Below are 17,857 nucleotides of genomic sequence, written 5' to 3'. Positions count from 1 at the left end.
TTGACATACGCGGTGCCCGCCGCTCCGGAGCAGCCCGCGCCCCGGCCCGCGTCGCCGCCGGCGCCGGAAACGCCGATCGCCGGGCGGACCCGGAATCGGGCCCGCCCGGCGATCGGGGGCGCAACGGCCACCGGAGCCCGGTGGCCGTTGCGGGTCAGCGCACGAACACTCCCGCCTGGCTCGCCAGGTCCAGGAAGTACTGCGGGGCCAGGCCCAGCACCAGCGTGACAGCGACACCGACCGCGATCGTGGTCATCGTCAGCGGGGACGGGACGGCGACTGTCGGGCCGTCCGCCTTCGGCTCGCTGAAGAACATCAGCACGATGACCCGGATGTAGAAGAACGCGGCGATCGCGGACGAGATCACACCGACCACGACCAGACCGCCCGCGCCGCCCTCGGCCGCCGCCTTGAAGACGGCGAACTTTCCGGCGAAGCCGGAGGTCAGCGGGATACCGGCGAAGGCCAGCAGGTACACCGCGAAGACCGCGGCGACCAGCGGCGAGCGCCGGCCGAGCCCCGCCCACTTCGACAGGTGCGTCGCCTCGCCGCCCGCGTCGCGCACCAGTGTGACGACGGCGAACGCGCCGACCGTCACGAAGGAGTACGCACCCAGGTAGAAGAGCACCGACGAGATACCGCTCGGGGTGGTCGCGATGACACCGGCGAGGATGAACCCGGCGTGGGCGATGGACGAGTACGCCAGCAGCCGCTTGATGTCGGTCTGGGTGATCGCGACGATCGCGCCGCCCAGCATCGTGACGATCGCGACAGCCCACATGACCGGGCGCCAGTCCCAGCTGAGCCCCGGCAGCACCACGTAGAGCAGGCGCAGCAGCGCACCGAACGCGGCGACCTTGGTGGCCGCGGCCATGAAGCCGGTGACCGGGGTCGGGGCGCCCTGGTAGACGTCCGGGGTCCACATGTGGAACGGGACGGCGCCGACCTTGAAGAGCAGACCGGTCAGGATCATCGCGCCGCCGATCAGCAGCAGCGCGTCGTTGCCCATGGTGTCGGCGAGCGCCGGGTCGATCTGGGTGACGGAGCCGTCGACCACGTCGGCGATGCTCCCGTACGAGACGGAGCCCGCGTACCCGTACAGCAGGGCGATCCCGAAGAGCAGGATCGCCGACGAGAAGGCGCCGAGCAGGAAGTACTTCACCGCCGACTCCTGCGACATCAGCCGCTTGCGGCGGGCGACCGCACAGAGCAGGTAGAGCGGGAGGGAGAAGACCTCCAGGGCCACGAAGAGCGTCAGCAGGTCGTTGGCCGCGGGGAAGACGAGCATTCCCGCCACCGAGAAGAGGACCAGCGGGAAGACCTCGGTGGTGGTGAAGCCCGCTTTGACCGCGGCCTGCTCGCTCTCGCTGCCGGGGACCGAGGCGGCCTGCGCGGCGAACGAGTCGACGCGGTTGCCGTGCGACGTGGGGTCGAGCCGCCGCTCGGCGAAGGTGAATACGGCGACCAGCGACGTCAGCAGGATGATGCCCTGCAGGAAGAGGGCGGGTCCGTCGACGGCGACGGCGCCCATCGCGGCGATGTGCGCCTTCGTCGTGCCGTACCCACCGGCCGCGAGGCCGATGACCGCTGCGAATGCCGCGGCGAGAGCGACGACGGTCAGGAACACCTGCGTGTAGTAGCGGGCCCGGCGCGGCACGAAGGCCTCGACGAGTACGCCCACCACGGCGACACCGATCACAATGAGAACCGGGGTCAGCTGGGCGTATTCGATGACCGGTGCCTTGAACTTCTCCTCCGGGGCGGCCGATGTCACCCCGCCCGCCATTGTCCACAGGCTGTGGACAGCTGTTGCGCTCACTTGGCGGCCTCCACCTCAGGCTGGGGGTCCTTCTTCTGGACGTCCGACATGGTGTGCTGCACCGCCGGGTTGACGATCTCCGTCAGCGGTTTCGGATAGACACCCAGGAAGATCAGCAGCGCGATCAGCGGGAGGACCACCACCAGCTCCCGGGCCTTGAGGTCGGCCATCCCGCCGACCGCGGCCTTCACCGGGCCCGTCATCGTCCGCTGATAGAGGACCAGGACGTAGAGCGCGGCGAGCACGATGCCGGAGGTGGCGACGATGCCGGCCACCGGGTACGCGCTGAACGTGCCGACCAGGACCAGGAATTCACTGACGAACGGGGAGAGCCCCGGCAGCGAGAGGGTCGCCAGTCCGCCGATCAGGAACGTCCCGGCCAGGACCGGCGCCACCTTCTGCACCCCGCCGTAGTCGGCGATGAGCCGCGAGCCGCGCCGGGTGATGAGGAAGCCCGCCACCAGCATCAGCGCGGCCGTCGAGATGCCGTGGTTGACCATGTAGAGCGTGGCGCCCGACTGGCCCTGGCTGGTCATCGCGAAGATGCCCAGGATGATGAAGCCGAAGTGCGAGATCGACGCGTAGGCGATCAGGCGCTTGATGTCTCGCTGGCCGACGGCGAGCAGCGCCCCGTACACGATGCTGATCAGCGCCAGGACCAGGATCACCGGCGTCGCCCACTTGCTGGCCTCCGGGAACAGCTGGAGGCAGAAGCGGAGCATCGCGAACGTGCCGACCTTGTCGACGACCGCGGTGATCAGGACGGCGACCGGGGAGGTCGCCTCGCCCATGGCGTTGGGCAGCCAGGTGTGCAGCGGCCAGAGCGGGGCCTTCACCGCGAAGGCGAAGAAGAACCCGAGGAACAGCCAGCGTTCGGTGCCGGTCGCCATGGAGAGCGAGCCGGACGCCCGGGCCTCGGCGATCTCCGAGAGCGAGAACGTTCCCGCGACGACGTACAGACCGATGACGGCGGCCAGCATGATCAGGCCGCCGACCAGGTTGTAGAGCAGGAACTTGACGGCGGCGTACGAGCGTTGCGCCGCCGCGTTCTCGTCGCTGCCGGAGTGCGCCCGGTCCCCGAAGCCGCCGATGAGGAAGTACATCGGGATGAGCATGGCTTCGAAGAGGATGTAGAAGAGGAAGACGTCGGTGGCCTCGAAGGAGAGGATCACCATCGCTTCGACCATCAGGATCAGGGCGAAGAACCCCTGGGTGGGGCGCCAGCGCGAGGACTTCGTCTCCAGCGGGTCGGCGTCGTGCCAGCCGGCCAGGATGACGAACGGGATGAGCAGGGCGGTGAGCGCCATGAGCGCCAGCCCGATGCCGTCCACGCCCAGTTCGTACCGGACGCCGAAGTCCTTGATCCAGGCGTGCGATTCGGTGAGCTGGTAGCGGGCGCCGCCGGGCTCGAAGCGGGCGAGCGCGATGCCCGCCAGCACGAGAGTGGCCAGCGAGAAGAGCAGCGCCAGCCACTTGGCGGCGGTGCGCCGGGCGGCCGGGACGGCGGCGGTGGCGACCGCACCGATCGCCGGGAGCGCCGCCGTCGCTGTCAGGAGGGGAAAGGACATGGTGATCAGACCGCCCTCATCAGCAGGGTCGCGGCGATGAGAACCGCCGTACCGCCGAACATCGAGACCGCGTAGGAGCGGGCGTAGCCGTTCTGCAGCTTGCGCAGCCGGCCGGAGAGCCCGCCCATCGACGCGGCCGTACCGTTGACGACGCCGTCGACCAGGGTGTGGTCGACGTACACCAGGGAGCGGGTGAGGTGCTCGCCGCCGCGGACCAGGACCACGTGGTTGAAGTCGTCCTGGAGGAGATCGCGGCGCGCGGCCCGGGTGAGCAGCGAACCGCGCGGCGCGACGACCGGCACCGGTCCGCGCCCGTACATCGCCCAGGCGATGGCGACGCCGATGACGAGCACCACCATGGTGGCGGCGGTGACCGTCATGGCGCTGACGGGCGAGTCCCCGTGGCTGTGACCGGTGACGGGTTCCAGCCAGTTCAGGAAACGGTCGCCGATGGAGAAGAAGCCTCCGGCGAAGACCGAACCGAACGCCAGGATGATCATGGGGATGGTCATCGACTTCGGGGACTCGTGCGGATGCGGCCGATGGCCCTCCGCGTCCGGCTGCCAGCGCTTCTCGCCGAAGAACGTCAGCAGCATCACGCGCGTCATGTAGAACGCGGTGATCGCGGCGCCCAGCAGCGTGACGGCTCCGAGGATCCAGCCCTCGGTGCCGCCCTTGGCGAACGCCGCCTCGATGATCTTGTCCTTGGAGAAGAAGCCGGAGAGGCCGGGGAAGCCGATGATCGCCAGATAGCCGAGGCCGAAGGTGACGAAGGTGACCGGCATGTACGACCGCAGGCCGCCGAACTTCCGCATGTCGACCTCGTCGTTCATGCCGTGCATGACCGAACCGGCACCGAGGAAGAGCCCGGCCTTGAAGAAGCCGTGCGTCACCAGGTGCATGATCGCGAAGACGTAGCCGATCGGGCCGAGCCCGGCGGCCAGGATCATGTAGCCGATCTGCGACATCGTCGACCCGGCGAGGGCCTTCTTGATGTCGTCCTTCGCGCAACCGACGATCGCACCGAAGAGGAGCGTGACCCCGCCGACGACCACGACGACCGTCTGGGCGTCGGGGGCGGCGTTGAAGACGGCGCCGGAGCGGACGATCAGGTAGACGCCCGCGGTCACCATGGTGGCGGCGTGGATGAGGGCCGAGACCGGGGTCGGGCCCTCCATCGCGTCACCGAGCCAGGACTGCAGCGGCACCTGCGCCGACTTGCCGCAGGCGGCGAGCAGCAGCATCAGGCCGATCGCCGTCAGCTTGCCCTCGCCGGTCTCCCCGGTCGCCGCCAGGACGGGACCGAAGGCGAACGTCCCGAAGGTGGTGAACATCAGCATGATCGCGATCGACAGGCCCATGTCGCCGACCCGGTTGACCAGGAAGGCCTTCTTGGCGGCGGTGGCCGCACTGGGCTTGTGCTGCCAGAAGCCGATCAGCAGGTACGACGCCAGACCGACGCCCTCCCACCCGACGTACAGCAGCAGGTAGTTGTCGGCGATGACCAGCAGGATCATCGCCGCGAGGAACAGGTTGAGATAGCCGAAGAAGCGGCGCCTGCGCTCGTCGTGCTCCATGTAGCCGATCGAGTAGATGTGGATCAGGGTGCCCACACCGGTGATCAGCAGCACGAACGTCATCGAGAGCTGGTCGAGCTGGAAGGCCACGTCGGCCTGGAAGCCCTCGACCGGGATCCAGCTGAACAGCTTCTGGTGCATCGCCCGGTCCTCGGCGCCCTTGCCGAGCATGTCGAGGAAGAGCACCACGCCGATGACGAACGAGGCGGCGGCGAGCAGCGTGCCGAGCCAGTGGCCGGCGCGGTCGAGCCGCCGGCCGCCGCAGAGCAGGACGGCCGCTCCGAGCAGGGGCGCCGCGACGAGCAGCGCAATGAGGTTGTCCACGATTCAGCGTCCCCTTACAGCTTCATCAGGCTGGCGTCGTCGACCGAGGCCGAGTGGCGGGAACGGAACAGCGACACGATGATCGCGAGCCCGACCACGACCTCGGCGGCTGCGACGACCATCGTGAAGAAGGCGATGATCTGGCCGTCGAGGTTGCCGTGCATCCGGGAGAAGGTGACGAACGCGAGGTTGCAGGCGTTGAGCATCAGCTCCACGCACATGAACACCACGATCGCGTTTCGCCTGATCAGCACCCCGGACGCGCCGATGGTGAACAACAGGGCGGCGAGATAGAGGTAGTTGACCGGATTCACTTGGCGACCTCCTCTTCGTCCTGGTCACGGCCGAGCCGTTCCTCGGAGCGCTGCTCCAGCGCCTTGAGGGCGTCCAGCGACTCGTTCGACACGTCGCGGATCTGGCCGCGTTGCCGCAGCGTCTGCATGACGGTGAGCTCGGACGGGGTGCCGTCCGGGAGCAGACCGGCGATGTCCACGGCGTTGTGCCGGGCGTAGACACCGGGTGCGGGCAGCGGCGGCAGGTGCTTTCCGCGTACGCGCTCCTCGGACATCTCCCGCTGGGTCTTGGCGCGCTCGGTGCGCTCCCGGTGGGTGAGCACCATCGCGCCGACCGTCGCCGTGATCAGCAGGGCGCCGGTGATCTCGAAGGCGAAGACGTACTTCGTGAAGATGAGGCTGGCGAGCCCCTCGACGTTTCCGCCGTGCGCGGCGTTGGCGTTGCCGAGTCCGTTGAAACTGTTCAGCGACGCGTTGCCGATGCCCGCGATCAGCAGGACACCGAAGCCGAGTCCACATCCCGCGGCCAGCCAGCGCTGGCCCTTGATGGTCTCCGTCAGCGAGTCCGCCGCCGTGACACCGACGAGCATGACCACGAAGAGGAACAGCATCATGATCGCGCCGGTGTAGACGACGATCTGGACGACGCCGAGGAAGTAGGCGCCGTTGGCCAGGTAGAAGACCGCCAGGATGATCATCGTCCCGGCGAGGCTGAGCGCGCTGTGCACGGCCTTCTTCATCAGTACGGTGGAGAGCGCGCCGATCACGGCGACCGTGCCGAGCACCCAGAACTGGACGGCCTCGCCGGTCGACGTGGTGGAGGCCGCTGCGGCCAGGCCGGTCATGCGTCCACCTCCTCGTCCTTGGCCGCCTGCTCCTTGGACTCGCCCTTGGAGGTCGCGACCTGACGCTGCGTTCCGGGCGCCACCTCGGTCACCAGCCCCCGGTAGTAGTCCTGTTCGTCCATGCCCGGGAAGATCGCGTGCGGGGTGTCGACCATGCCCTCGTCCAGACCCGCGAGCAGCTCGTCCTTGGTGTAGATGAGGCTCTCGCGGGTGGTGTTGGCGAGCTCGAACTCATTGGTCATCGTCAGCGCCCGGGTCGGGCAGGCCTCGATGCACAGTCCGCAGAGAATGCAGCGCGCGTAGTTGATCTGGTAGACGCGGCCGTACCGCTCGCCCGGGGAGTAACGTTCCTCGTCGGTGTTGTCCGCGCCCTCCACATAGATGGCGTCGGCGGGACAGGCCCAGGCGCACAGCTCGCAGCCGACGCACTTCTCCAGGCCGTCGGGGTGACGGTTGAGCTGGTGCCTGCCGTGGAAGCGCGGCGCCGTCACCTTCTGCTGTTCCGGGTACTGCTCGGTCAGCCGCTTCCGGAACATGGCCTTGAAGGTCACGCCGAAGCCGGCCACAGGATTCTGGAACTTGTCCCCGGTGGACTCCGATGGCTCAGACACTGTCAGCCTCCTTTCCGTCACTCGCATTTCCGTCACTCTGAGTATCCGGCCCGCCACTGACAACGAGCTCCCGGTCGTGCCGCGGCCTGCGTCGCGGTACCGGTGGCAGGGTCTGTCCGGGCAGCGGCGGCACCGGGAATCCGCCCGCCATCGGGTCGAACTCCGGACCGGGTCCGGCGTCCTCCTCGGCCGCCTTGGCCGAGCGGTCCCGGAAGAGGTCGGCGACGAAGGAGATCAGCAGGACGGCGACCACGGCCCCCGCCACGTACAGCACGATCTTCGAGAAGTCGTAACCCTCGTTGCGCAGTGCCCGCACGGTCGCGACGAGCATCAGCCAGAGCACGGAGACCGGGATCAGGACCTTCCAGCCGAGCTTCATCAGCTGGTCGTAGCGGACGCGGGGCAGCGTGCCGCGCAGCCAGATGAAGAAGAACAGCAGCAGCTGGACCTTGACGACGAACCAGAGCATCGGCCACCAGCCGTGGTTCGCGCCCTCCCAGAAGGTGCTGATCGGCCAGGGTGCGCGCCAGCCGCCCAGGAACAGCGTCGTGGAGACGGCGGAGACGGTGACCATGTTGACGTACTCGGCGAGCATGAACATCGCGAACTTGATCGACGAGTACTCGGTGTTGAAGCCGCCGACCAGGTCGCCCTCGGACTCCGGCATGTCGAACGGCGCGCGGTTGGTCTCGCCGACCATCGTGATGATGTAGATGATGAACGAGACCGGCAGCAGCAGGATGAACCAGCGGTCGTGCTGGGCTTCCACGATCTTCGAGGTCGACATCGACCCGGAGTAGAGGAAGACGGAGGCGAACGCGGCGCCCATCGCGATCTCGTACGAGATCATCTGGGCGCAGGAGCGCAGTCCGCCCAGGAGCGGGTACGTCGACCCGGAGGACCAGCCCGCCAGCACGATGCCGTAGATCCCGACCGAGGCGACCGCGAGGATGTAGAGCATCGCGATCGGCAGGTCGGTGAGCTGCATCGCCGTGCGGTGGCCGAAGATCGAGACCTCGTTGCCGGACGGCCCGAACGGGATCACGGCGATCGCCATGAACGCCGGTACCGCGGCGACGATCGGGGCGAGGATGTAGACGACCTTGTCCGCCCGCTTGACGACGAGGTCTTCCTTCAGCATCAGCTTGATGCCGTCGGCGAGCGACTGGAGCATGCCCCAGGGGCCGTGCCGGTTGGGGCCGATCCGCAGCTGCATCCAGGCGACGACCTTGCGCTCCCACACGATGGAGAAGAGCACGGTCACCATCAGGAACGCGAAGCAGAACACCGCCTTGACGACGACGAGCCACCAGGGGTCGGTGCCGAACATCGACAGATCCTCGGCGGCGAGTACGGCACGGTCGGGTGCCGCGGCCAGTTGAACGAGGGCAGTCACGCTCGCACCTCCGGTGTGACGTCGGGAGTACCCGGTGCGGCGGGGCCGATCCGGACCAGACCGCCGGGGTGGGCGCCGGTGTCGGCCGGTACGCCCCGCCCGACGGAGTTCAGCGGCACCCAGACCACCCGGTCAGGCATGTCCGTCACCTGCAGCGGGAGTTCGACGCTGCCGGACGGTCCGGTGACGGCAAGCAGGTCGCCGTCCTTCACCCCCGTCTCGGCGGCGGTGACGGCGGAGAGCCGGGCGACCGCGGCGTGCCGGGTGCCGGCCAGCGCCTCGTCGCCCTCCTGGAGCCGTCCCCGGTCGAGCAGCATCCGGTGGCCCGCGAGGACCGCCTCGCCGTCGCCGGGCCTGGGCAGCGGCTGCGCCGATTCGTGCGGGTCGGTGGCGTGGGTGCCGGTCCAGCCGCCGAGCCGGTCCAGCTCACGGCGTACGGACTTCAGGTCCGGCAGCGCGATGCGACCGGGGCCGTCGGCGCCGCCGGTGGAGGCCAGCGCGTCGGCCAGCATGTGCAGCACCCGGGCGTCGGCCGGGGCGAGCGTCCGGGTCATCTGCTCGGGCTTCAGCGCCGCCTCGAACATCCGGGCCCTGCCCTCCCAGTTGAGGAAGGTGCCGGGCTTCTCGGCCACCGCGGCGACCGGGAAGACCACGTCGGCCCGCTCGGTGACCTCGCTGGGCCGCAGCTCCAACGAGACCAGGAAACCGACCCGGTCCAGCGCCTCCAGGGCGCGGGCCGGGTCCGGCAGGTCGGCGGTCTCCACGCCGGCGACGAGCAGCGCGCCCAGTTCACCGGTGGCCGCGCCCTCGATGATCTGGCCGGTGTCGCGGCCGAACCGGGCGGGGAGTTCACCGACGCCCCATACCGCCGCCACCTCGTCCCTGGCCCGCGGGTCGGTGGCCGGGCGGCCGCCCGGCAGCAGCGACGGGAGCGCGCCCGCCTCCACCGCGCCGCGCTCGCCGGCCCGGCGCGGGATCCACACCAGCCGGGAGCCGGTCGCGGTCGCCGCGCGCACCGCGGCGGTCAGTCCGCCAGGCACTCCGGCCAGCCGTTCACCCACCACGATCACGGCGCCCTCGCCGCGCAGCGCCTCGGCCGCCGCGGCTCCGTCGCCGTCGAGTCCGACCCCGCCCGCGATGGCGTCGAGCCACTCGGTCTCGGTGCCGGGCGCGGCGGGCAGCAGCGTGCCGCCCGCCTTCGTGAGGCCGCGGGTGGCGTGCGAGGCGACGGCGAAGGTGCGCTGGCCGTGCCTGCGGTTGGCCTTGCGCAGCCGCAGGAAGACGCCGGGCGCCTCCTCCTCGGACTCGAAGCCGACCAGCAGCACGGTCGCGGCCTTCTCCAGCGAGGTGTAGGTGACCCCGCTGCCGTCCAGGTCGCGTCCGCGACCGGCGACGCGGGCGGCCAGGAAGTCGGCCTCCTCGCCGCTGTGCACCCGGGCCCGGAAGTCGATGTCGTTCGTGTCGAGGGCGACCCGGGCGAACTTGCTGTACGCGTACGCGTCCTCGACGGTCAGCCGGCCGCCGGTGAGGACACCGGTCCGGCCGCGTGCGGCGGCGAGCCCTGCGGCCGCCGCCTCCAGCGCCTCGGGCCAGCTCGCCGCTTCGAGGACCCCGTCCGCGTTCCGCACCAGCGGGGTGGTGAGCCGGTCCCGCTGCTGCGCGTAACGGAAGCCGAATCGGCCCTTGTCGCAGACCCACTCCTCGTTGACCTCGGGGTCGTCGGCGGCCAGGCGCCGCATGACCTTGCCGCGCCGGTGGTCGGTACGGGTGGCGCAGCCGCCCGCGCAGTGCTCGCACACCGAGGGCGACGACACCAGGTCGAAGGGGCGGGAGCGGAACCGGTACGCCGCCGAGGTCAGCGCGCCGACCGGGCAGATCTGGATGGTGTTCCCGGAGAAGTACGACTGGAACGGGTCGCCCTCACCCGTGCCGACCTGCTGGAGCGCGCCGCGCTCGATCAGCTCGATCATCGGGTCACCGGCCACCTGGTTGGAGAACCGGGTGCAGCGCGCGCAGAGCACGCATCGCTCCCGGTCCAGCAGCACCTGGGTGGAGATCGGGACGGGCTTCTCGTACGTCCGCTTCCTGCCGTCGAACCGGGAATCCGGGTCGCCGTGCGACATCGCCTGGTTCTGCAGCGGGCACTCGCCGCCCTTGTCGCAGACCGGGCAGTCCAGCGGGTGGTTGATGAGCAGCAGCTCCATCACCCCGCGCTGCGCCTTGTCGGCGACCGGCGAGGTGAGCTGCGACTTGACGACCATGCCGTCGGTGCAGGTGATGGTGCAGGACGCCATCGGCTTGCGCTGGCCCTCGACCTCGACGATGCACTGGCGGCAGGCGCCTGCCGGATCGAGGAGCGGGTGGTCGCAGAAGCGCGGGATCTCGATCCCGAGGAGTTCGGCGGCGCGGATGACCAGGGTCCCCTTGGGGACGCTGATCTCGATGCCGTCGATCGTCAGCGTGACGAGGTCCTCGGGCGGAACGGCGGCCTCGCCGCCCCCGGAGGGCGCACTTGTGGTGACTGTCATGCGTTCACCTCCTGGTGAGCGTTCTTGTCGTCGGCCCAGGCGGTCGACTTGGCGGGATCGAAGGGGCAGCCCTTGCCGGTGATGTGCCGCTCGTACTCCTCGCGGAAGTACTTCAGTGAGGAGAAGATCGGCGAGGCGGCGCCGTCGCCGAGGGCGCAGAAGGACTTGCCGTTGATGTTGTCGGCGATGTCGTTCAGCTTGTCGAGGTCGGCCATCTGTCCCTTGCCGGCCTCGATGTCGCGGAGCAGCTGGACGAGCCAGTAGGTGCCCTCACGGCATGGCGTGCACTTGCCGCAGGACTCATGGGCGTAGAACTCGGTCCAGCGGGTGACGGCCCGCACCACGCAGGTCGTCTCGTCGAAGCACTGGAGCGCCTTGGTGCCGAGCATGGAACCGGCGGCGCCGACGCCCTCGTAGTCGAGCGGCACGTCGAGGTGCTCGTCGGTGAACATCGGGGTGGAGGAGCCACCCGGGGTCCAGAACTTCAGCCGGTGGCCGGGGCGCATGCCGCCGCTCATGCCGAGCAGCTGGCGGAGCGTGATGCCGAGCGGCGCCTCGTACTGGCCGGGACTGGCGACATGTCCGCTGAGCGAGTAGAGCGTGAAGCCCGGGGACTTCTCGCTGCCCATCGACTTGAACCAGTCCTTGCCCTTGTTGAGGATCGCGGGAACCGACGCGATGGACTCGACGTTGTTCACCACCGTGGGGCAGGCGTACAGACCGGCGACCGCGGGGAAGGGCGGCCGCAGCCGTGGCTGGCCGCGTCGTCCTTCGAGCGAGTCGAGCAGTGCGGTCTCCTCACCGCAGATGTACGCGCCCGCGCCCGCGTGCACGGTGAGCTCCAGGTCGAGCCCCGAGCCCAGGACGCTCGTCCCGAGGTAGCCCGCCTCGTACGCCTCGCGCACGGCCTCGTGCAGACGTCGCAGTACGGGCACGACTTCGCCGCGCAGGTAGATGAAGGCGTGCGAGGAGCGGATCGCGTAGCAGGCGATCACGATGCCTTCGATCAGGCTGTGCGGGTTGGCGAAGAGGAGCGGGATGTCCTTGCAGGTGCCGGGCTCCGACTCGTCGGCGTTGACCACCAGGTAGTGCGGCTTGCCGTCGCCCTGCGGGATGAACTGCCACTTCATGCCGGTGGGGAAGCCGGCGCCGCCGCGGCCGCGCAGTCCGGAGTCCTTGACGTACGCGATGAGGTCGTCCGGCGACATCGCGAGGGCCTTGCGCAGGCCCTCGTAACCGCCGTGCCTCTTGTAGGTGTCCAGGGTCCAGGACTCGGGCTCGTCCCAGAAGGCGGAGAGCACGGGCGAGAGCAGCTTCTCGGGGCTGTCCCCGCCGCCGTTGCCGCCCCCGTCGTTGATTTCGGCTGCCAACGTCATCACTCCCCCTCCTCAGCTGCGGGACCGGCCGGGTGGTCCGGGTCGGATGCAGAGGTCTGCTGCGGTGCGTCATGGGAGCTGAGGTGCTCGGCACCCGGCTGCGGACGGTCCTGCGGAGCTTCCGCGCGGGCTGCCTCGCCTCGGGGAGCGACGACCTTCGGGTGCAGCTCCTCGCCCTTCGCCAACCGGAGGCCGACGAGCGAGGCGGGGCCGGCGCCACCGGTGGCCTCGACGGCGCCGGGGCGCTGGTCGGGGAAGCCGGCCAGGATCCGGGCGGTCTCCTTGTACGAACAGAGCGGAGCACCGCGGGTGGGTTCGACGGTGCGCCCGGCGATCAGGTCGTCGACGAGCTGTGTCGCGCTCTCGGGCGTCTGGTTGTCGAAGAACTCCCAGTTGATCATCACGACGGGGGCGAAGTCGCAGGCCGCGTTGCACTCGATGTGTTCGAGGGTGACCTTGCCGTCCTCGGTCGTCTCGTTGTTGCCGACGCCGAGGTGCTGCTTCAGCCGGTCGAAGATGGCGTCGCCGCCCATCACCGCGCAGAGCGTGTTGGTGCAGACGCCGACCTGGTAGTCGCCGCTCGGCCTGCGCCGGTACATCGAGTAGAAGGTGGCGACCGCGGTGACCTCGGCGGTGGTGAGGCCGAGCAGTTCGGCGCAGAACGCCATGCCCGTGCGCGAGACGTACCCCTCCTCCGACTGCACCAGGTGCAGCAGCGGCAGCAGCGCGGAGCGGCTGCCGGGGTAGCGGGCGATCACCTCCTTCGCATCCGCTTCGAGCCTGGCGCGCACCTCGGCCGGGTAGGCGGGGGCGGGGAGCTGCGGCATCCCCAGACTGACTTCCTGACGTGTTTCGGTCACCGGTCGACGCCTCCCATCACGGGGTCGATGGACGCGACGGCGACGATGACGTCGGCGACCTGGCCGCCCTCGCACATCGCCGCCATGGCCTGCAGATTGGTGAAGGACGGGTCACGGAAGTGGACCCGGTAGGGACGGGTTCCGCCGTCCGAGACGACATGCACGCCGAGCTCGCCCTTGGGCGACTCGACGGCGGTGTACGCCTGGCCGGCCGGGACCCGGAAGCCCTCGGTCACCAGCTTGAAGTGGTGGATCAGGGCCTCCATGGAGGTGCCCATGATCTTCTTGATGTGGTCGAGCGAGTTGCCGAGTCCGTCCGGTCCGAGCGCGAGCTGCGCGGGCCAGGCGATCTTCTTGTCGGCGACCATCACCGGTCCCGGGGCGAGCCGGTCGATGCACTGCTCGATGATCCGCAGCGACTGGCGCATCTCCTCCAGACGGACGAGGAAGCGGCCGTAGGCGTCGCAGCTGTCGGCGGTGGGGACGTCGAACTCGTAGTTCTCGTACCCGCAGTAGGGGTCCGTCCTGCGCAGGTCGTGCGGGAGTCCGGCGGAGCGCAGGATCGGGCCGGTGGCGCCCAGCGCCATGCAGCCGGTCAGGTCGAGATAGCCGACGTCCTGCATGCGGGCCTTGAAGATGGGGTTGCCGGTGGCGAGCTTGTCGTACTCCGGCAGGTTCTTCTTCATGGTCTTCACGAACTCGCGCAGCTGGTCGACCGCGCCCGGGGGCAGGTCCTGGGCGAGTCCGCCGGGCCGGACGAACGCGTGGTTCATCCGGAGCCCGGTGATCAGCTCGAAGAGATCGAGAACCAGTTCACGATCGCGGAACCCGTAGATCATGATCGTGGTGGCGCCGAGCTCCATGCCGCCGGTGGCGATGCACACCAGGTGCGAGGAGATCCGGTTGAGCTCCATCAGCAGGACGCGCAGGACGCTCGCCCGGTCGGGGATCTGGTCCTCGATGCCGAGGAGCTTCTCGACGCCCAGGCAGTACGCCGTCTCGTTGAAGAACGGCGTCAGGTAATCCATGCGCGTGACGAACGTGGTGCCCTGGGTCCAGTTACGGAATTCGAGGTTCTTCTCGATGCCGGTGTGGAGGTAGCCGATGCCGCAGCGGGCCTCGGTGACGGTCTCGCCGTCGATCTCCAGGATCAGCCGCAGCACGCCGTGCGTGGACGGGTGCTGGGGGCCCATGTTGACGATGATGCGCTCGTCGTCGGACTTGACCGCCGACTCGACGACCTCGTCCCAGTCGCCGCCGGTGACTGTATATACAGTCCCCTCGGTCGTGGCCCGCGGCGTTGCATGTGGAGTAGACATCAGGAGTACGACCTCCGCTGGTCCGGAGCCGGGATCTGGGCGCCCTTGTACTCGACGGCGATGCCACCGAGCGGATAGTCCTTGCGCTGCGGGAAGCCCTGCCAGTCGTCCGGCATCATGATCCTGGTGAGGGCCGGGTGCCCGTCGAAGACGAGCCCGAAGAAGTCGTACGCCTCGCGCTCGTGCCAGTCGTTGGTCGGGTACACCGCGACGAGCGACGGAATGTGCGGATCGCTGTCCGGGGCCGAGACCTCCAGCCGGATCAGCCGGCCGTGGGTGAGCGACCGCAGGTGGTAGACGGCGTGCAGCTCGCGTCCCTTGTCACCGAGGAAGTGGACGCCGCTGACCCCCGTGCAGAGCTCGAAGCGCAGGGCCGGGTCGTCGCGGAGCGTCCGCGCGACCTGGACCAGATGCTCGCGGGCGATGTGGAAGGTGAGCTCGCCGCGGTCGACGACGGTCTTCTCGATGGCGTTCCCGGGAAGCAGGTCCTGCTCCTCCAGGGCCCCTTCGAGCTCGTCGGCCACCTCGTCGAACCAGCCGCCGTACGGCCGGGACGTGGCGCCCGGCAGCGTCACCGTGCGGACGAGGCCGCCGTAGCCGGAGGTGTCGCCACCGTTGCCGGCGCCGAACATGCCCCTGCGTACGCCGATGACCTCGCCGCTCTGGTCGCGCGGGGCGGGTACGCCGTTGTTGTTCTGTTCGTCGCTCACCGCAGCAGCCCCTTCATCTCGATCAGGGGGAGCGCCTTGAGCGCCGCGTCCTCCGCCTCGCGGGCGGCCTCCTCCGCGTTGACCCCGAGCTTGGAGCCCTGGATCTTCTGGTGGAGCTTGAGAATGGCGTCCATCAGCATCTCGGGGCGCGGCGGGCACCCCGGCAAATAGATATCGACCGGAACAATATGATCAACACCCTGCACAATGGCGTAATTGTTGAACATTCCACCCGATGACGCACAAACCCCCATGGAAATAACCCACTTGGGGTTGGGCATCTGGTCGTAGACCTGCCGCAGGACGGGCGCCATCTTCTGGCTGACCCGTCCTGCCACGATCATCAGATCCGCCTGCCGCGGCGATCCGCGGAAGACCTCCATCCCGAAACGGGCCAGGTCGTAGCGTCCGGCTCCGGTCGTCATCATCTCGATGGCGCAGCAGGCGAGGCCGAAGGTGGCCGGGAAGACGGAGGATTTCCGCACCCAGCCGGCGGCCTGCTCGACAGTGGTCAGCACGAAGCCGCTGGGCAGCTTCTCTTCGAGTCCCATGGTGTGCCCCTCAGCCCCTCAGTCCCATTCCAGGCCGCCGCGACGCCATACATACGCGTAGGCGACGAAGACGGTGAGCACGAAGAGCAGCATCTCCACGAGCCCGAAGATCCCCAGGGCGTCGAAGGTGACCGCCCAGGGATAGAGGAAGACGATCTCGATGTCGAAGACGATGAAGAGCATCGCCGTCAGGTAGTACTTGATGGGGAAGCGGCCGCCTCCGGCTGGAGTGGGGGTGGGTTCGATACCGCACTCATACGCTTCGAGCTTTGCTCGGTTGTACCGCTTCGGGCCGATTAGCGTGGCCATGACCACGGAGAAGATCGCAAACCCTGCCCCGAGGGCGCCGAGCACGAGGATGGGCGCGTAGGCATTCACGCTCCTCGCTCCTTCCAGTCGTCCTTGACCGTTGGACCGCATCGGGCGACCGGCTCGCCACCTCACCAAGATCGTGCACATGTGAGGCAGTTCACAAGCCCGACTGCCCCGCATCCTATGCCCGCCGTCCTGTGATCTGCGACACGGGGTACTACACCGACTTTGTGATCTCCACCACCAGGCGAAGGATCATGAAGCCGGATGAGGAGTGATCTTCGTACGCAAAGCGGCCGCGCGCTCACGAGACGTGACATCTGGTGTTGTTGTTGCTGGTCAAAGCGATGCTCCTCTAACAATCAGACGCCTCGACAGGCAAATTGGCAATGGATGGCCTGGGAGTGATAAGAGAATCCGCCCCATTCCGGGGTCACCCGCCCGAGGGGCCCGCGCGGAGCGAAGTGGACGCGTGCGAACATTCACGATCTTCAGGACGAATGGAATCCCGCCGCGCCACCGGTGCCGCCTCACGCGCGAGCCGCTCGTATGCCCACCACGTAACGAACATGCTGTGACCTGCGTCACTCCACTTGCTCTTCAACTAAAGCGGGCTTGGCCATCGGTGTGAACGGATGGTAAGCGACGGGCAATTCGGGCGAAATACTGAAAGCCCGTGATCACAGCGGTATTCGGGGGTGCCCGTTTTGCCCGTTACGGCGTCAATAAGGGCCGCCAGAAAGCGGATTCACAGATTCCGAACGTAACTGTGTCGCAACACACGTTTCTTGAAGGGACCCCGGAGGCCCTGATAGCGCTAGTACTCATGTCCCACACCGCTCACATACCCAGCCACCGGAAGCCCCGCCGAAGCGCCCCTAAGACGGCGCTGCGGGCCGGAGTTGCCGGTGGCGTCCTCAGCACCATCGCGGTCGCAGGCGCCGCCGGCCCGGCCCAGGCCGAGCCGGTGACCCAGACCATCGAGATGCCCACGCTCACCTCCGGGCTCTCCACCACCGTCGCCGCGTCCGCCCAGGCCACGCAGCAGGTCGCCCTCGACCTGGAGACGCAGGCCCACGAGGACGCCGCTGCCGCCACCGCTGCCAAGGCCGCCGGCAAGGCCAAGGCCGAGGCCGTAAGGAAGGCCGAGGCCAAGAAGAAGGCCGAGGCAGCCGCCAAGGCCAAGGCCGAGGCCGCCGCGCGTGCCTCCCGCTCCGCCGCCCGTACGACGCTGAGCGCGACCAGCTCCGCCGCCTCGGTGGCGTCGAGCGCGACCGGCTCCGCCGCGTCCGTCATCGCCTTCGTCAAGGCGCAGGTCGGCGACGCGTACGTGTCCGGCGGCACCGGCCCCAACTCGTGGGACTGCTCCGGGCTGGTCCAGGCCGCGTTCCGCTCCGTCGGCGTCGACCTGCCGCGCGTCTCGCAGGACCAGTCGACCGCGGGCACCCAGGTCTCCCTGAGCAACCTCCAGCCCGGCGACATCCTGTACTGGGGCGGCGCGGGCTCCGCGTACCACGTGGGGGTCTACGTGGGCGGCGGCCAGTTCGTCGGCGCGCAGAACTCCAGCACCGGTGTGGTGCTGCGTCCGCTGAGCTACGACCCGCCGTCGGGCGCGGTCCGCGTTCTCTGAGTTCGCCAGGTCTCCGGGTCGTCCGGAGAGGCTGCGTTCTCTGATTCACAAGCGCGTGTGAAGACGTCGAAGGGGGGGGGGGCCCCCCCCGCGGGGGGGTTGGGGGCCCCCGCCGTTTGGGGGGGGCGGGGCCCCCCC

Annotated in this window: 15 protein-coding genes; 1 reads left to right on the top strand and 14 read right to left on the bottom strand. The window is 68.9% G+C overall.

Going from position 1 to position 17,857, the window contains the following annotated elements; translation table 11 throughout:
- Positions 1 to 154: 154 nt before the first annotated feature.
- From nuoN to ACFVXE_RS21400, 14 genes are read right to left on the bottom strand one after another with little or no spacing between them, the layout of a single operon-like run.
- Positions 155 to 1,819 (bottom strand): NADH-quinone oxidoreductase subunit NuoN, encoded by a 1,665-nt coding sequence (gene nuoN / locus ACFVXE_RS21465; RefSeq protein WP_389673143.1) that lies wholly within the window; start codon positions 1,817 to 1,819, stop codon positions 155 to 157.
- Positions 1,816 to 3,387 carry an NADH-quinone oxidoreductase subunit M gene (locus tag ACFVXE_RS21460; protein ID WP_389673142.1) on the bottom strand — a complete coding sequence of 524 codons (1,572 nt, stop codon included), beginning with the start codon at positions 3,385 to 3,387 and terminating at the stop codon, positions 1,816 to 1,818. The genes nuoN and ACFVXE_RS21460 overlap by 4 nt, the downstream gene beginning before the upstream one ends.
- A gap of 5 nt (positions 3,388 to 3,392) precedes the next feature.
- Positions 3,393 to 5,288, bottom strand: coding sequence for an NADH-quinone oxidoreductase subunit L (gene nuoL / locus ACFVXE_RS21455; protein ID WP_389673140.1), 1,896 nt, complete (start codon positions 5,286 to 5,288; stop codon positions 3,393 to 3,395).
- 14 nt (positions 5,289 to 5,302) lie between these two features.
- Positions 5,303 to 5,602: an NADH-quinone oxidoreductase subunit NuoK gene (gene nuoK, locus ACFVXE_RS21450; RefSeq protein WP_024493678.1), complete on the bottom strand. Its 300-nt coding sequence runs from the start codon at positions 5,600 to 5,602 to the stop codon at positions 5,303 to 5,305.
- Positions 5,599 to 6,426, bottom strand: a complete 828-nt coding sequence (locus tag ACFVXE_RS21445) for an NADH-quinone oxidoreductase subunit J (protein WP_389673138.1) — start codon at positions 6,424 to 6,426, stop codon at positions 5,599 to 5,601. The genes nuoK and ACFVXE_RS21445 overlap by 4 nt, the downstream gene beginning before the upstream one ends.
- The gene (gene nuoI, locus ACFVXE_RS21440; protein WP_389673136.1) at positions 6,423 to 7,064 is read right to left on the bottom strand and encodes an NADH-quinone oxidoreductase subunit NuoI; all 642 of its coding nucleotides are present in this window, start codon (positions 7,062 to 7,064) and stop codon (positions 6,423 to 6,425) included. The genes ACFVXE_RS21445 and nuoI overlap by 4 nt, the downstream gene beginning before the upstream one ends.
- Positions 7,030 to 8,433 carry an NADH-quinone oxidoreductase subunit NuoH gene (gene nuoH / locus ACFVXE_RS21435; RefSeq protein WP_389673135.1) on the bottom strand — a complete coding sequence of 468 codons (1,404 nt, stop codon included), beginning with the start codon at positions 8,431 to 8,433 and terminating at the stop codon, positions 7,030 to 7,032. Before nuoH ends, nuoI begins: the two co-directional genes overlap by 35 nt.
- Positions 8,430 to 10,961 carry an NADH-quinone oxidoreductase subunit G gene (locus ACFVXE_RS21430; protein ID WP_389673133.1) on the bottom strand — a complete coding sequence of 844 codons (2,532 nt, stop codon included), beginning with the start codon at positions 10,959 to 10,961 and terminating at the stop codon, positions 8,430 to 8,432. The genes nuoH and ACFVXE_RS21430 overlap by 4 nt, the downstream gene beginning before the upstream one ends.
- Entirely contained in the window at positions 10,958 to 12,337 is a 1,380-nt protein-coding gene (gene nuoF / locus ACFVXE_RS21425; protein WP_389673131.1) for an NADH-quinone oxidoreductase subunit NuoF, read from the bottom strand. The genes ACFVXE_RS21430 and nuoF overlap by 4 nt, the downstream gene beginning before the upstream one ends.
- Positions 12,337 to 13,164, bottom strand: coding sequence for an NADH-quinone oxidoreductase subunit NuoE (gene nuoE / locus ACFVXE_RS21420; protein ID WP_389673235.1), 828 nt, complete (start codon positions 13,162 to 13,164; stop codon positions 12,337 to 12,339). Before nuoE ends, nuoF begins: the two co-directional genes overlap by 1 nt.
- A 29-nt stretch (positions 13,165 to 13,193) precedes the next feature.
- A complete protein-coding gene (locus ACFVXE_RS21415) occupies positions 13,194 to 14,516 on the bottom strand; it encodes an NADH-quinone oxidoreductase subunit D (RefSeq protein ID WP_389673129.1) in 1,323 nt (440 codons plus the stop codon).
- Entirely contained in the window at positions 14,516 to 15,226 is a 711-nt protein-coding gene (locus ACFVXE_RS21410) for an NADH-quinone oxidoreductase subunit C (RefSeq protein ID WP_389673127.1), read from the bottom strand. Before ACFVXE_RS21410 ends, ACFVXE_RS21415 begins: the two co-directional genes overlap by 1 nt.
- On the bottom strand, positions 15,223 to 15,777 hold the full coding sequence (locus ACFVXE_RS21405; protein ID WP_030926341.1) for an NADH-quinone oxidoreductase subunit B family protein: 555 nt from the start codon (positions 15,775 to 15,777) through the stop codon (positions 15,223 to 15,225). Before ACFVXE_RS21405 ends, ACFVXE_RS21410 begins: the two co-directional genes overlap by 4 nt.
- 18 nt (positions 15,778 to 15,795) lie before the next feature.
- Positions 15,796 to 16,155, bottom strand: coding sequence for an NADH-quinone oxidoreductase subunit A (locus tag ACFVXE_RS21400; RefSeq protein ID WP_003992243.1), 360 nt, complete (start codon positions 16,153 to 16,155; stop codon positions 15,796 to 15,798).
- 760 nt (positions 16,156 to 16,915) lie between these two features.
- On the opposite strand from ACFVXE_RS21400, the gene ACFVXE_RS21395 reads away from it, so the two are divergent.
- A complete protein-coding gene (locus ACFVXE_RS21395) occupies positions 16,916 to 17,719 on the top strand; it encodes a C40 family peptidase (RefSeq protein ID WP_389673125.1) in 804 nt (267 codons plus the stop codon).
- The last annotated feature ends 138 nt before the right edge of the window (positions 17,720 to 17,857 follow it).

This window comes from Streptomyces sp. NPDC058231 (assembly GCF_042882275.1).
Lineage (GTDB): Bacteria > Actinomycetota > Actinomycetes > Streptomycetales > Streptomycetaceae > Streptomyces.
Note: the sequence above shows the minus strand (reverse complement) of the source record. Positions and strands in the feature narration are given on the sequence as shown.

What these genes read in the sequence shown, in the direction of transcription:
- ACFVXE_RS21460 (WP_389673142.1), bottom strand. Translation starts at nt 3,387, where the DNA reads ATGTCCTTTCCCCTCCTGACAGCGACGGCGGCGCTCCCGGCGATCGGT.
- ACFVXE_RS21445 (WP_389673138.1), bottom strand. Translation starts at nt 6,426, where the DNA reads ATGACCGGCCTGGCCGCAGCGGCCTCCACCACGTCGACCGGCGAGGCC.
- nuoI (WP_389673136.1), bottom strand. Translation starts at nt 7,064, where the DNA reads ATGCGAGTGACGGAAAGGAGGCTGACAGTGTCTGAGCCATCGGAGTCC.
- ACFVXE_RS21430 (WP_389673133.1), bottom strand. Translation starts at nt 10,961, where the DNA reads ATGACAGTCACCACAAGTGCGCCCTCCGGGGGCGGCGAGGCCGCCGTT.
- nuoF (WP_389673131.1), bottom strand. Translation starts at nt 12,337, where the DNA reads ATGACGTTGGCAGCCGAAATCAACGACGGGGGCGGCAACGGCGGCGGG.
- nuoE (WP_389673235.1), bottom strand. Translation starts at nt 13,164, where the DNA reads ATGCCGCAGCTCCCCGCCCCCGCCTACCCGGCCGAGGTGCGCGCCAGG.
- ACFVXE_RS21415 (WP_389673129.1), bottom strand. Translation starts at nt 14,516, where the DNA reads ATGTCTACTCCACATGCAACGCCGCGGGCCACGACCGAGGGGACTGTA.
- ACFVXE_RS21405 (WP_030926341.1), bottom strand. Translation starts at nt 15,777, where the DNA reads ATGGGACTCGAAGAGAAGCTGCCCAGCGGCTTCGTGCTGACCACTGTC.
- ACFVXE_RS21395 (WP_389673125.1), top strand. Translation starts at nt 16,916, where the DNA reads ATGTCCCACACCGCTCACATACCCAGCCACCGGAAGCCCCGCCGAAGC.